The 14124-nt window shown below is 65.2% G+C and carries 9 protein-coding genes and 1 CRISPR repeat array; of the genes, 8 read left to right on the top strand and 1 reads right to left on the bottom strand.

Annotated elements, in window-relative coordinates:
* Position 1 precedes the first annotated feature (1 nt).
* The 3 genes from cas4 to cas2 are packed head-to-tail and all read left to right on the top strand — an operon-like array spanning position 2 to position 1940.
* Positions 2-613, top strand: coding sequence for a CRISPR-associated protein Cas4 (gene cas4 / locus M9914_13500; GenBank protein ID MCO5175191.1), 612 nt, complete (start codon positions 2-4; stop codon positions 611-613).
* A complete protein-coding gene (cas1c, locus tag M9914_13505) occupies positions 610-1641 on the top strand; it encodes a type I-C CRISPR-associated endonuclease Cas1c (GenBank protein ID MCO5175192.1) in 1032 nt (343 codons plus the stop codon). The genes cas4 and cas1c overlap by 4 nt, the downstream gene beginning before the upstream one ends.
* 8 nt (positions 1642-1649) lie before the next feature.
* Positions 1650-1940 carry a CRISPR-associated endonuclease Cas2 gene (cas2, locus tag M9914_13510; GenBank protein MCO5175193.1) on the top strand — a complete coding sequence of 97 codons (291 nt, stop codon included), beginning with the start codon at positions 1650-1652 and terminating at the stop codon, positions 1938-1940.
* Positions 1941-2136: 196 nt separating this feature from the next.
* Positions 2137-6797: direct repeats of the CRISPR family, unit length 37 nt; unit sequence GTTGCAGCCCCTCTTCGGAGGGGCTGAGGATTGAAAC.
* Positions 6798-7025: 228 nt separating this feature from the next.
* On the opposite strand, the gene M9914_13515 is transcribed toward cas2, so the two are convergent.
* Entirely contained in the window at positions 7026-7805 is a 780-nt protein-coding gene (locus M9914_13515) for an IclR family transcriptional regulator (protein ID MCO5175194.1), read from the bottom strand.
* Positions 7806-8203: 398 nt separating this feature from the next.
* Between M9914_13515 and M9914_13520 the strand changes: the two genes are divergently transcribed.
* The 5 genes from M9914_13520 (at position 8204) to M9914_13540 (ending at position 14087) form a co-directional block, all read left to right on the top strand.
* Complete coding sequence (locus tag M9914_13520; protein MCO5175195.1) at positions 8204-9733, top strand: ABC transporter substrate-binding protein; 1530 nt, start codon at positions 8204-8206, stop codon at positions 9731-9733.
* Positions 9734-9784: 51 nt separating this feature from the next.
* Positions 9785-10690 carry an ABC transporter permease gene (locus M9914_13525; GenBank protein ID MCO5175196.1) on the top strand — a complete coding sequence of 302 codons (906 nt, stop codon included), beginning with the start codon at positions 9785-9787 and terminating at the stop codon, positions 10688-10690.
* Positions 10691-11542 carry an ABC transporter permease gene (locus M9914_13530; GenBank protein ID MCO5175197.1) on the top strand — a complete coding sequence of 284 codons (852 nt, stop codon included), beginning with the start codon at positions 10691-10693 and terminating at the stop codon, positions 11540-11542.
* A gap of 121 nt (positions 11543-11663) precedes the next feature.
* Positions 11664-12881: an MFS transporter gene (locus M9914_13535; protein ID MCO5175198.1), complete on the top strand. Its 1218-nt coding sequence runs from the start codon at positions 11664-11666 to the stop codon at positions 12879-12881.
* Entirely contained in the window at positions 12882-14087 is a 1206-nt protein-coding gene (locus tag M9914_13540) for a M20 family metallopeptidase (GenBank protein MCO5175199.1), read from the top strand.
* Positions 14088-14124 lie beyond the last annotated feature (37 nt).

The following is a 14124-nucleotide window of genomic DNA, read 5'->3' on the forward strand; positions in this document are numbered from 1 at the left end:
GATGGATGACCCGATCCCGATCTCTGCACTGCAGCACTTCCTTTACTGTCCTCGTCAGTGCGCTCTCATTCACCTCGAGCAGTCGTACTCGGAGAACATCTACACGCTGCGTGGCAACCGGGTGCACGAGAAGGTTCACGAGTCGGGTTCCGAAGCCCTTGCTGGCGTCAGAGTAGAGCGCGCTTTGCCGCTCTACTCTGACGCGCTCGGTTTGACTGGGGTAGCAGACGTTGTCGAGTTCCTAGAGGATGGCACGCCGTATCCAGTTGAGTACAAGGCCGGGGCGCGCAAGGCACGGGTCGCTGACGAGGTTCAGCTCTGTGCTCAGGCCATGTGTCTTGAAGAGATGCTAAGGATCCCTGTGCCTGAAGGCAGCATCTACTACGATCGCTCGCGCCGGCGGCGCATCGTCGCGTTCACCGATGAACTCCGCACTAGAGTCGTTTCCACGAGCCAGGAAGTCAGGAAGCTACTCGACTCAGACGCGGTGCCGCCACCTCTGGCCGACGAGCGGTGTGAGTCGTGCTCGCTCTCCGAGACCTGCATGCCAACCGAGATCGTCGATTGGAGGAATCGGTTCACGGATCCCTTCAAGGTAGTCGATCCGTCATGACGCAATTGCTGAACACCATGTTCGTGCAGACCCAGGGCAGCTACCTTCGACTCGATCACGACACGGTCAAGATCGAGGTGGGTGGTGAGCATCGGCTTCAGGTGCCATTGCATCATTTGAGCGGGTTAGTTGTGTTTGGCAACGTGTTACTGAGCCCGTTCTTGATTCATAGGTTCGCTGCAGACGGTCGATCGATCGTTTGGCTCACGGAGAGTGGTCGGTTCAAGGGGCGCCTCACGCCACCGACCACGGGTAATGTCCTGCTCCGTAGGGCCCAGCATGCTGCCCTTGACGACGTGCAGACATCACTTTCGATCGCCAGGAACACCGTGGCAGGCAAGATCCAGAACGCGCGCACGACGCTACTTCGAAGCGCGAGGGACCTGAAGGGTACTGCAGAGGAGGGGGGCTTGCGTGGTGCCGCTGAGGTCCATGCGGACGCAATTCGACGCTTGTCGGGCGCTAGATACACCGATGAACTTCTTGGGCTCGAGGGCGACGCTGCTCGAGCATACTTCGCGGTGTTCCACTCGATGATCAGGAATTCAGATGAGACTTTCGAGTTCCGGGGAAGGAGCCGGCGCCCGCCTCTCGATGCGACCAATGCTCTTCTCTCGTTCCTGTACGGCGTGCTCCGTAACGACTGCGTCTCCGCGCTTGAAAGCGTGGGGTTAGACCCGCAGATCGGCTTCCTACACGCTTTGCGGCCCGGGCGGCCGGCGCTCGCGCTGGACCTGATGGAGGAGCTACGAGCACCACTCGTAGACCGGCTGGTCCTCACGCTTATAAACCTGAGACAGGTCGGCCCAGGAGGCTTCAAACAACGTCCAGGTGGTGCAGTGGAGCTTGACGAGGCCACGCGAAAGAAGGTGATCGTTGCCTACCAGGAGCGCAAACGGGTGGAAGTGAGTCATCCAGTCCTGAAGAAGGCGATTCCAATGGGACTAGTTCCGCATATTCAGGCACGTCTGCTGGCACGGCATTTGCGTGGTGACATCCCGGAGTATCCTCCCTACCTATTCAGGTAGTGTTCCCAATGAACGTTCTTGTTGCTTACGACGTCAATACTGAATCGAAGGCGGGACGGCGACGGCTCGCTAAGGTGGCTCAGACTTGCAAAGCCTTCGGTCAGCGGGTTCAGTTCTCAGTGTTTGAGTGTCGAGTCGACGAATCGCTCTACGAGGACCTCATAGCGAAGTTGTCGAAGATCATCAATCCAGCCAGCGATAGCCTGCGTGTTTACAAGCTTCGAGGCGATCGCGAAGACTACCTCGAGCATTTCGGGTTGGATCGTTACGTCGACTTCGACGACCCGTTGGTAGTTTAGGGGACGGTATCGGTGTCCTGCGCGAACCCATAGTGCTAGTCAAACGGCGGTGGGTTCGCGCTTGCCATATGTGGCCAGTGTGGCGGGAACCTTGAAAATCTAGATTACTCTTGGTCGGGTTTTTGGGGCTCCATGATAGGGCTTCGCGAAAAGGGTCTGGGATGTAGCGTTCTGAACGGCGTGTTCTAATGGGGCTGTTGCAGCCCCTCTTCGGAGGGGCTGAGGATTGAAACACCGTAACGAGCCCGGGCACGTCGGGTGCTTGCACGTTGCAGCCCCTCTTCGGAGGGGCTGAGGATTGAAACACGCTCGCAATGCGCGGCACCGACCAGCACGGGCGTTGCAGCCCCTCTTCGGAGGGGCTGAGGATTGAAAAACATCAAGGACTTATCGGCTGCAAAGCCCAAAACCGCATTATTTCTCGAGCGGCTGAGGATTGAAACGGCAACGACGTGCGGTCCTACACGCTCGCCAAGGCGTTGCAGCCCCTCTTCGGAGGGGCTGAGGATTGAAACGGTCTGCTCCTCGAGCCCCTTCGGCACGTAACCACGTTGCAGCCCCTCTTCGGAGGGGCTGAGGATTGAAACTGGGCCGCAGAGGCCGCTGCTAGGGCCGCCTGGGGTTGCAGCCCCTCTTCGGAGGGGCTGAGGATTGAAACTGAGGGGCCCAGTGGCCGCCGTAAAGGTGCCTCCAGTTGCAGCCCCTCTTCGGAGGGGCTGAGGATTGAAACAGCGAGGTGCTAGTGCCGGGCGAGGACGCGGGCTGTTGCAGCCCCTCTTCGGAGGGGCTGAGGATTGAAACAGAAGAAGGCCTGACCGTGGCCGGGGTTCCCCAGGTGTTGCAGCCCCTCTTCGGAGGGGCTGAGGATTGAAACAGATACAAGCAGCGCGGGCCCCCGGTTCATCGCAGTTGCAGCCCCTCTTCGGAGGGGCTGAGGATTGAAACGGCGGCAGACTTGCGAACCTGCGGCCCTCATCGGTCGTTGCAGCCCCTCTTCGGAGGGGCTGAGGATTGAAACATCGAGTTCATCAAGGCCATCTTCCGCGGCGACTGGTTGCAGCCCCTCTTCGGAGGGGCTGAGGATTGAAACACCCTCAGTCCTCCGTCGGCGTTCACGGACCTTGAGTTGCAGCCCCTCTTCGGAGGGGCTGAGGATTGAAACACGAGCACAACAAGGTGCGTCGCAAGGACGACGGCAGTTGCAGCCCCTCTTCGGAGGGGCTGAGGATTGAAACAGGCACGCGGCGGCCAACTTGTCGAGGTTCAGGCGGGTTGCAGCCCCTCTTCGGAGGGGCTGAGGATTGAAACCTTCCCGACGACGGCCCGCGGCACGTTCACGCCGGTTGCAGCCCCTCTTCGGAGGGGCTGAGGATTGAAACGGGTTTGTGACTTGGTGCACTAGTGTGGCGCTTGCGTTGCAGCCCCTCTTCGGAGGGGCTGAGGATTGAAACCTGGAGGTCACCGCCCTAGACCCGCGCGACGCGCGTTGCAGCCCCTCTTCGGAGGGGCTGAGGATTGAAACACCTACGCTACCTGTCGATGGGACACCTAGACTTCGTTGCAGCCCCTCTTCGGAGGGGCTGAGGATTGAAACTTGGAGAGTGTGGGACACCCGGAGTTGGCAGAACAGGTTGCAGCCCCTCTTCGGAGGGGCTGAGGATTGAAACTGCGGCATGCGCCTGAAGCGCGGGTGGCCGATGAGTTGCAGCCCCTCTTCGGAGGGGCTGAGGATTGAAACGATCTTGCCCTCGATGCGCGCATACTGCGCGGTCGCGTTGCAGCCCCTCTTCGGAGGGGCTGAGGATTGAAACCCAGCGAGGCTGAAAGGGCACCGAGGCTGAAAGGGCGTTGCAGCCCCTCTTCGGAGGGGCTGAGGATTGAAACTTACTGTTGCTGCCCGTGTGGGGCGTGATCTTCCTGTTGCAGCCCCTCTTCGGAGGGGCTGAGGATTGAAACACCGGCCGCATCGTCGAGCTGGAGCGCGGCAGCGTTGCAGCCCCTCTTCGGAGGGGCTGAGGATTGAAACATGGTCCATAGCGAGCTTGACGACCTCGACCTCGATCGTTGCAGCCCCTCTTCGGAGGGGCTGAGGATTGAAACGCCGGCCCCGATCGACGGCGCAGCCGGCAACCAGGCGTTGCAGCCCCTCTTCGGAGGGGCTGAGGATTGAAACCTCTCTCTGCAGCTCGACGCGGAGCTGCTTGTCCTTGTTGCAGCCCCTCTTCGGAGGGGCTGAGGATTGAAACATCACTTGCCGGGCTACCCTTTCCCGGCTACCCTGGTTGCAGCCCCTCTTCGGAGGGGCTGAGGATTGAAACACCACTTACCTGCCTTCTGCCTACACGGCCAGGTCGTTGCAGCCCCTCTTCGGAGGGGCTGAGGATTGAAACCGCGACTGTTGCAGCCACTCAAGGGCGACAGGGGGAGTTGCAGCCCCTCTTCGGAGGGGCTGAGGATTGAAACGTCGGCGGCGTGGTGCTTGGGTTGGGTCTGTCGGCACGTTGCAGCCCCTCTTCGGAGGGGCTGAGGATTGAAACATCGCGGAGTGGAGGGCGACCTGATGCCTGACGACTGTTGCAGCCCCTCTTCGGAGGGGCTGAGGATTGAAACGACCAGGCGGCTAGGGCCGTGACCGCGTACGAGGACGTTGCAGCCCCTCTTCGGAGGGGCTGAGGATTGAAACGACCAGGCACCCGCCCACGACAACTCGGCGTGCGGCGCGTTGCAGCCCCTCTTCGGAGGGGCTGAGGATTGAAACAACGGTTACCGCGCGAACATCCTGGGTGACCGCACCGTTGCAGCCCCTCTTCGGAGGGGCTGAGGATTGAAACACGGCCAGGTCAGGATAGGGGCACGCCGCGGAGTAGTTGCAGCCCCTCTTCGGAGGGGCTGAGGATTGAAACACAACGCCTCAGCTACCCGCCGGCCAACGGCGTACAGTTGCAGCCCCTCTTCGGAGGGGCTGAGGATTGAAACTCGAACTCACGCGTCAGGCGATTCCTGCGCAGTGAGTTGCAGCCCCTCTTCGGAGGGGCTGAGGATTGAAACGACTGGCCTGGACGTGCGCGTGAGGTGCTGAGGGTTGCAGCCCCTCTTCGGAGGGGCTGAGGATTGAAACCTATAAGTCAGGCCGATAGTAGCCTCTCATCCACGTTGCAGCCCCTCTTCGGAGGGGCTGAGGATTGAAACGGCACGGAGTGCGATGTCGAGTTCGGCGCGCGTCTGTTGCAGCCCCTCTTCGGAGGGGCTGAGGATTGAAACGAGCAGGCCGCCACCGACGAGGCGCGCACCGCTGGTTGCAGCCCCTCTTCGGAGGGGCTGAGGATTGAAACACCTCCTCTCTCAGGGGTTCTGCGGGCTGCCGAGGGTTGCAGCCCCTCTTCGGAGGGGCTGAGGATTGAAACGTGGAGTACGCGGCGGCGTTCCATGGCCGGCGGCACCGTTGCAGCCCCTCTTCGGAGGGGCTGAGGATTGAAACATCGACCAGTTCACGAAGCTCCTCAAGAACCAAGGTGTTGCAGCCCCTCTTCGGAGGGGCTGAGGATTGAAACGAGACGGCCAAGGACAGCAACTTCGAGGCGCCCGGTTGCAGCCCCTCTTCGGAGGGGCTGAGGATTGAAACTGGTCAATCAAGAGCGACTGCTGGGTGCTGGCGGGTTGCAGCCCCTCTTCGGAGGGGCTGAGGATTGAAACATCGACGCCGCGCAGGGCGGCAGCGGTAAGGAGCGTTGCAGCCCCTCTTCGGAGGGGCTGAGGATTGAAACAACACGGTCGTGTGCGGCCGACGATTCGGCAAGACGTTGCAGCCCCTCTTCGGAGGGGCTGAGGATTGAAACCACCTGCTCGCTTGAAGCCGCTGACGGAATCCCGAGTTGCAGCCCCTCTTCGGAGGGGCTGAGGATTGAAACACGGGCCTTGGTGACGCGCACGACGACATCATCGAGTTGCAGCCCCTCTTCGGAGGGGCTGAGGATTGAAACGTCGGCATGCTCCTCGGCACGTGGATGGGAGAGCGCGTTGCAGCCCCTCTTCGGAGGGGCTGAGGATTGAAACCTCGCGTGGCTCGCCGCCGCCGAGAGCGTCCTAACGCGTTGCAGCCCCTCTTCGGAGGGGCTGAGGATTGAAACGCGCTGCGCGTCAGTTGCTCGTGCGCGGCCTTGAGGGTTGCAGCCCCTCTTCGGAGGGGCTGAGGATTGAAACTCGAACACCCTGTCTGGGGCGCGACCGATGGCGTACGTGTTGCAGCCCCTCTTCGGAGGGGCTGAGGATTGAAACCCGTGGCTCGGCGCGAGCGTGATGGCGTCAGCGAGTTGCAGCCCCTCTTCGGAGGGGCTGAGGATTGAAACCTGGGGATCCTCGGGGCCGGCGTGATCGGCCTCGGCCGTTGCAGCCCCTCTTCGGAGGGGCTGAGGATTGAAACGGCAAGGAGGGCAGCCGCCTCCTGCCCCTCCTCAGCGTTGCAGCCCCTCTTCGGAGGGGCTGAGGATTGAAACACGAGGCGCGCCTCGCGCATGAAGATGCGCTCGTTGTTGCAGCCCCTCTTCGGAGGGGCTGAGGATTGAAACCTTTGGTTGCCGTGATACTAGCCTCTCATGTCGTGTTGCAGCCCCCCTTCGGAGGGGCTGAGGATTGAAACGTCTCCCCGGCCAGGACCTCCACGATATCGATGGTGTTGCAGCCCCTATTCGGAAGGTTTGAGGATTGAAACAAGCCCGGTGGCGGCTTCCGGGTACTTGATGTCGGGCGTTGTAGCCCCCCCTTCGGAGAGGCTGAGGATTGAAACAGGGAGATCGGCGACCAGGAGATGGGCGACCGGTTGTTCCAGCCCCCCTTTTCGAAGGGGCCGAGAATAGAAACGCCGTAGCCGCGCCTTGCCAGACCCGGGAGAACATGACGAGTCCTTCTTCTGCAGGGGTTTGAGAGTTGAAATCAGAGGCTTACGGTAATGATCAACCGTGCCCTATGATCGTTAAGACCCGTTCGGGGTGCGCTCGATCGCGGTCTGGCCAGCCGGGGCTGCGCTGCGTTGCGTATGTTGGTGCATAGGGGCTGACGGTGGGGTAGCGGCTGGACGGCGGGTAGCCCCTACCTCACCACCTTCACCGCCTCCCGAGCCGCCTCCAGCAACGCCGGCAGGTACCGCCGGTAGATGTCGTCGCTGGTGAAATGCTGCCCGGGCCCGGCGATGGAGAACGCCCCGACGACCTCGCCGGCGGCGTCCCTGGCCGGCACTGCCACGGCGGCCACGCTGGCGCCCAGTTGGCCGCGGTTGACCGCGTAGCCCTGCTCGCGGACGGCGGCGAGCGAGGCCAGCAGCTCGGTGCGGCTGCGGACGGTCTGGTCCGTGAAGCCCATGAGCTCCTCGTCGGGGAAGAGCTCGAGGAGCTTGTCGTGGGGCACGTGCGCCAGGAGGACGTGGCCGGAGGACGTGGCGTACGCCGGCAGGGTCTTGCCGATCTCGACCTGGTACATGAGCGCGCGGTTGGCGACCACGCGCGCCACGTAGAGGACGAAGCGCCCGGCCAGCACGCTGAAGCTCGTCGTCTGTTCGACCTTGCGGTTGATGGTCCTGAGCCGTGCCTCGACGTCGGGGAGGCCGGAGCTCGTGTGGGACTTGCTCGCGAGGCGCAGGAGGCCGACGCCGGCGTGGTAGCGCTTCGTGGTCGAGTCGTAGTCCAGGTAGCCCGCGCTCGCCCACGTCTTCAGGAGGCGGTAGGCGGTCGTAGTGTCTAGCTCCAGGCTCGTGGCCACCTGCTTGAGGGTCAGGTGGTCGTTGTCGGCCAGTAGGTCGAGGACCGCGGCGCCGCGCATCAACGTCTGTAGTTGGTACTGGCTGCCGTTTTCGCTCTGCGTAGTTTCCGTCAAGGCAAGGCCGCCCTCTCGCCGCTCCAGGCGCGCTGACGCGGCGCGCGTGGAGGCATCGGGTTCGTAGGTCCTGCCAATATAGGTGCTCCCGCGTGGGCGCCGCAAGGTCAACCGTACGTGCGCGACGCGGGGCTCGTTGCGTCGGTCACGAGCCGCGTGCGGACGACCGCTCGGGCCCCGGCGTCGAAGCGGAATCGTAAGGATTGCGGAATGTGAAACTATCACTTCACTAATTGACAATGACGGTTGGCCGCTGCTAGCATCTCCACCATTCACACTGACCGGCACACGTGGTCGTGGATGGAGGGAGTCCGTAAGAGCCGCGTCGGCGATCGACGCGGGACGCTTCAGCCGTAACTCCTGGTCGCTACTCGTCGCTCTACCCATGGAGGTGGGTCGTGAACAACCGCTCGCTCGGCGCATTCCGCCGCTTCGCCCTCGCCGTCCTCGTCTCGCTGCTCGCGGCGGGGAGCCTGGCGCAGGCGCAGGACTCCATCCGCATCGCCCTGCCGGGCGAAGGCGACACGCTCGACCCGGCGTACATGTCGTACGTCAACAGCTTCTCGGTAGCGAGCAACATCTACAGCGGCCTCGTGCGCTACCAGCCGGGCACCATCGACCTCGTGCCCGACCTCGCCACGAGCTGGGACATCTCCGAGGATGGCCTCACCTACACGTTCCACCTCCGCGACGACGTCGTATGGCAGAAGGGCTACGGCAAGTTCGTTGCCCAGGACGTCGTCACGTCGTTCGAGCGGGTCATGGACCCGGCCACGGGCTCCAGGTGGCAGGGCGAGCTCAAGAACATCGACAGCATCGTTGCCCCCGACGACGTCACGGTCGTGTTCACCCTCAAGGCCCCGAACGCTGCGTTCCTCCACTCCGTGTCGGCGTTCCGCCAAGGCCTGATCACCAACGCCAAGGCCGTCGCGGACGGGGGAGAGGACTACGGCCGCAACCCCGTCGGTACCGGCGCCTACGAGTTCGTCGAATGGACCCCGGGCGTCCAGATCGTATTGAAGGCCAACCCGGACTTCTACCTTGGCAAGCCGGCGATCGACACCGCCACCTTCGTGGTGATCGCCGACGAGAGCGTCCGCATGCTGGCGCTGCAGCGCGGCGAGGTCGACATCGCCATGAACCTCACGAACCCTGAGATCTACAAGACGCTCGCCGCGAACGCCAACATCTCGACGGGCGAGGTCACGACGTCCTCGTCGCACGGCATCGACATCAACACCCGTATGACGCCCTTCGACGACGTGCGCGTGCGGCAGGCGCTCTACTACGCCCTCGACCGCGACCTGATCGCGGAAGTCATCTGGGGCGGCCTGGCCACGCCCGCCTACTCCGACCTGGCGCCCGCGTACCTCGGTCACACCACCGATGTGCCGCGCTATCCGTACGACCCCGAGAAGGCCAAGGAGCTCCTCGCGGAGGCCGGCTACCCCAACGGCTTCAAGACCACCCTGTACTGGCTGAACACCCTGTCCAACGAGCTTCTCGGCGCCATCCGCGCCATGTGGAAGGACATCGGCGTCGACGCGGAGGCGCGGGTCGTCGACTCCGGCACCTGGGTGGCGACGCTCGGCTCCGGCGAGGCGCCCCTCATCGTCTCCCTGGCCACTCGGGCCGACCCCGACGTCTGGTACAGCAGCTTCTTCCACAGCAGCGCCTTCCCGCCGGGGCTCAACGCCACGTTCTACGACCAGGTCGACGACCTGATCGACGCCGGCCGCGTAGAGAGCGACCCCGCCAAGCGCGCCGAGATCTACGCGCAGATCCAGCGCCAGGTCATGAGCGACCTGCCGTACCTCCCGCTCTACTGGCCGAAGCACGCCCACCCGTACTGGAACTACGTGAAGGGCTGGGACGGTCGGCAGCAGTACGACGCCTGGCTCTTCCCGGTGTCCGTCGAGCAGCACTGAGGTAAGCGGAAGGTGTGGTGGAGCTTCGTCGCCAGGCGTCTGGTGTCCGCGGTGCCCACGCTGCTGGGCGTGCTGACGGTCGTGTTCCTGTTCGTCAGGCTGGTCCCTGGCGACCCCGCCCAGGCCATCCTCGGCGAGTACGCCACGCCGGCGAACCTCGCGAACATGCGCCAATCGCTCGGGCTCGACAAGCCCTTGGGCGAGCAGTACCTCACGTTCATGGGCAAGGCGCTGCGCCTCGACTTCGGCCGCTCCTACCAGACGCGCCAGTCCGTTGCCCAGCGCATCTCGGACGCGCTCCCGTACACCGTCTCGCTCGGCCTGGCCGCCCTCTTCGTGGCGCTCATAGTCGGGATCCCGGCCGGGGTGATCGCGTCGGCGCGGCGCAACAGCGCGCTCGACTACGGCGTGACGACCGCCGCCCTCCTGGGTATCAGCATGCCGAACTTCTGGTTCGGCATGCTGCTCATCATCGTCTTCTCCGTCCAGCTCGGCTGGTTCCCCATCACCGGCGCCGGCGTGACGGAGGGCCTGGCGGGCACGCTCTACTACCTCACGCTGCCGGCCATAGCGCTGGGCGCGGCCGAGGGCGGCGTGATCATGCGCATGACGCGCTCCGCCATGCTCGAGACCCTGAGCCAGGACTACGTGCGCACGGCGCGCGCGAAGGGCCTGACGCCCATCGTCGTCGTCCTGCGCCACGCCCTGCGCAACTCGCTCATCCCCGTCGTCACGATCGTCGGGCTCAACCTCGGCCGCCTGATCGGCGGCACGGTGATCATCGAGTCGCTCTTCGTCCGCCCAGGCATCGGCCGGGTGATGGTCGACGCCATGGTGGCGCGCGACTACCCGCAGATCCAGGGCACCGTCGCGTTCTTCGCGCTCCTGGTGGTCATGATCAACCTGCTCGTAGACGTCAGTTACGGCCTCCTCGACCCGCGGATCAGGTACTCCTGAATGGCGCGCAAGCGTAGCCTCCTCAAGGCGTTCAAGGGCAACCGCGCGGCGGTCGTCGGCGCCGTCGTGGTCTCGCTCATCGTCCTGGTGGCGGTCTTCGCGCCCTTCATCGCGCCGTTCGACCCCGAGGCCATCAACCTGCGGGCGCGCATGAAGCCGCCGAGCGCCGAGCACTGGTTCGGCACCGACGAGCTCGGCCGCGACATCGTCAGCCGCGTCGTGTGGGGCGCGCGCCCTTCGCTCATGGTCGGCTTCGTCTCCGTGGCCATAGCCACGGTCGTCGGCACGCTCTTCGGGCTCCTGTCCGGGTACCTGGGCGAGGCCGTCGACTCCCTGATCATGCGAGTCATGGACATCGTCCTCTCGTTCCCGCTCCTCCTGCTGGCGCTCGTGGTGCTCAGCCTCTTCGGGCAGAGCCTGTGGAACATCATGCTCGCCGTCGCCGTCGCCTCGGTGCCGCAGTACGCGCGCGTCGTCAGGGCCTCCGTGCTCTCGGTGAAACGGCTCGAGTACGTGGAGGCCGTCAGCGGCCTCGGCGCCGGGCACGGCCGCATCCTCTTCAAGCACATCCTCGGCAACGTCCTCGCCCCGCTCATCGTCCTCGCCACCGTCAGGGTGGCGGCGGCCATCACCATCGAGGCGGCGCTGAGCTTCCTCGGCTTCGGCGATCCAAGCGCGGCCACGTGGGGCAACATCGTGGCCACCGGCAGGCCTTACCTGACCAACGCCCCGTGGATCGCCACGCTCGGTGGCCTGGCCATCAGCGTCACCGTCCTGGGGCTCAACCTGTTGGGCGACGGCCTGCGCGACGCCATGGACCCCCGCCTCAAAGGGGCGGCGACGCCCGGATGACGGCGGCGACTGCCTACCTCGCCGACCGGCGCTCGCCCGTCCCCCACCCGCTACGCACGCGCCCTCACGACCTCCCGCCACTGCCCGAGGCCGTCGCCCCCGCACAAGGAACCCCGCTCCCATGACCACGCTGCGGACGCCGTGGCGCGTCCAGATCCTCATCTACCTCCTCGCCTTCGGCAGCTTCTACCAACAGAGCGTCCTGCTGCCCGTGCTGCCGCGCTACGCAGGCGACCTGGGCATCTCCGTCGGCCTCATCGGCCTCCTGCTCGCCGCCCGGTTCATCGTTCCGGCCCTCTTCGCGGCCCAGCTCGGGGAGTGGACCGCGCGCTTCGGCCTCACGCGCAGCCTCATCTGGGTGAGCGTCGGCACCATCCTCACGACGCCCCTCTACCTCATCGCAGACAACGTCCCGCTGCTGTTCCTCGCGCAGGTCGTGAACGGCAGCCTCTACATGGCGACGTGGATCTGCGCCCAGACCTACGCGACGCGCGTGCCCGACAGGGACTGGGTCGTGGGCGTGTTCGCGACGATCACGGCCGTCGGCATGACGGTCGGCCCGCTCGTCGGCGGCTACCTCCTGGACGTCAGCGGCTACACCGCGGCCTTCGGCGCCTACGCGGCCGGCGCCCTGCTCATGCTCGTGGTCGCCTGGCAGCTGGGCAACCACCCGGCCGGAGCACCGACCAAGCCTCGCCCGCGCGCACGCGGGCAGGCGCTCGTCCTGCTCCGCCGCCCCGCCATCCAGGCCGCCTTCCTCTTCTCGTTCATCTGCCTCTTCACCATCAGCATGCGCGGCAACTTCCTGCCGATCTTCCTCGAGGAGGGGGCGATGAGCGCGAGCGCCATCGGCCTGATCCTCGCCGCCGGCTCGCTCGGCCAGGCGGCCATCCGCCCGTTCACCAACATCCTCCTCAGGCGCACCGGGCTCGTGGTGACCATGGTCGTCGCGGCGCTGATCGCCGTCGTCGGCCTCACCGTCATGCCGCTGACGTCGCTCGTCTGGCTCCTGATGGCGCTCGCGTTCGCCCACGGCGTCGGCGCCGGGCTCCACCAGTCGCTCGGCCTCGTGCTGCTCGCGGAGGCGACCTCCGACGACGAGCGGGGTTACGCCGTAGGCCTGAGGGCCACCGTCAACCAGGTGTCGAGCGCGGGCGCGCCCCTGCTCGCCGGCGGCCTCGCCGACGTCTCCGGCACCAAGAGCGCCTTCTACGTCATCGGCGGCCTGCTCCTCCTCAGCACGTTCAGCCTACGGAGCGTCCTGCAGCGGGCCGAGCGCCACCGCAAGGCCGGTTCGTCCACCCAAGCCGTCAACATCGCACCGAAGGAGGCGACCTAGATGACCAAGCCCAACGCCAGCGAGCTCAAGAGCCGCGCATTCGCCGAGGTCGACGCCCTGAGAGGTGAGGCCGTCGCGATCGCGAAGGACCTCCACGCCCACCCGGAGGTGGGTTGGCGCACGCAGCGCTCCGCCGACCTGCTCACGGACTACCTGGAGAAGCACGGCATGTTCGTCGAGAAGGCGGTCGCCGAGCTGGGCGAGGTCTCCGACGTCGACTGCTCGTTCAGGGCGAGCATCCCGGGCCACATGGGCGGCGGGGTCGGGGTCGCGCTCCTCGCCGAGTACGACGCCCTGCCGGGGCTGGGCCACGGCTGCAGCCACAACCTCATCGGCACCATCGCGGCTACCGCGGGCATCGCCGTCCGGCGCGCCCTCGGCGACGTCCCCGGCAACGTCTACGTGATGGGCTGCCCGTTCGAGGAGGGCGGCGGCGGCAAGATCTACATGATCGACGCCGGCGTGTTCGACGTCGCCGACGTCTCGATCATGTGGCACGGCAGCAGCGACGTGAGGGTGGGCAGCCCGAACATCGCCGCGAGCGGCATGACCTACACGTTCACCGGCAAGTCCGCGCACTCCGGCGCCAACCCGCACCAGGGCATCAACGCCGCCGACGCCGCCATGCTGACGTTCGCGGGCGTGAACGCGCTCAGGCAGCACGTCACGTCGGACGTGCGCATCCACGGCATCATCGAGGACGGCGGCGTGGCGGCGAACAGCGTGCCGGACAAGGCGGTCGTGAGGATGATGACGCGCGCCGCGTCGTACAAGAACATCGAGCGCGTGCGCGAACGCGTGCACGACTGCGCGCGCGGCGCGGCGCTCATGACGGGCGCCAAGCTGGAGATCGCCGAGGACCCGGTCTATGCCGAGCGCCTCGTCGTCCCCGGCCTGCGCGAGGTCGTCATCGGCAACCTCGGCCTGGTCGGCCTCGAGCGGCCGGACGGCGACCCGCAGACGTTCGCCTCCGCCGACAGCGGCAACGTGAGCCAGTACATCCCGCACGTCACGTTCAACCTCCCGCTCGACACGAAGGGCTCCGTGCCCCACACGGTCGCGTTCGCGGAGGCGTGCAACACGGACATGGCTTGGGACGCCCTCGTGACGGCCGCCAAGATCATGGCCGCCAGCGCCATCGACCTCATCCTCGACCCCGAGCGGGTGAGCGCCATCAAGGCGGAGCACGCGGCGTTGAAGGGGTAGCACCCGAAGCGAGCCGAACGTCGTGGAGAAAAAGGAG

It is taken from the genome of Trueperaceae bacterium (assembly GCA_023954415.1).
In the GTDB taxonomy this organism is placed as follows: domain Bacteria; phylum Deinococcota; class Deinococci; order Deinococcales; family Trueperaceae; genus JAAYYF01.

Coding starts and splice junctions, on each gene's coding strand:
- cas4 (MCO5175191.1), top strand. CDS start 2: ATGGATGACCCGATCCCGATCTCTGCACTGCAGCACTTCCTTTACTGT.
- cas1c (MCO5175192.1), top strand. CDS start 610: ATGACGCAATTGCTGAACACCATGTTCGTGCAGACCCAGGGCAGCTAC.
- cas2 (MCO5175193.1), top strand. CDS start 1,650: ATGAACGTTCTTGTTGCTTACGACGTCAATACTGAATCGAAGGCGGGA.
- M9914_13530 (MCO5175197.1), top strand. CDS start 10,691: ATGGCGCGCAAGCGTAGCCTCCTCAAGGCGTTCAAGGGCAACCGCGCG.
- M9914_13535 (MCO5175198.1), top strand. CDS start 11,664: ATGACCACGCTGCGGACGCCGTGGCGCGTCCAGATCCTCATCTACCTC.
- M9914_13540 (MCO5175199.1), top strand. CDS start 12,882: ATGACCAAGCCCAACGCCAGCGAGCTCAAGAGCCGCGCATTCGCCGAG.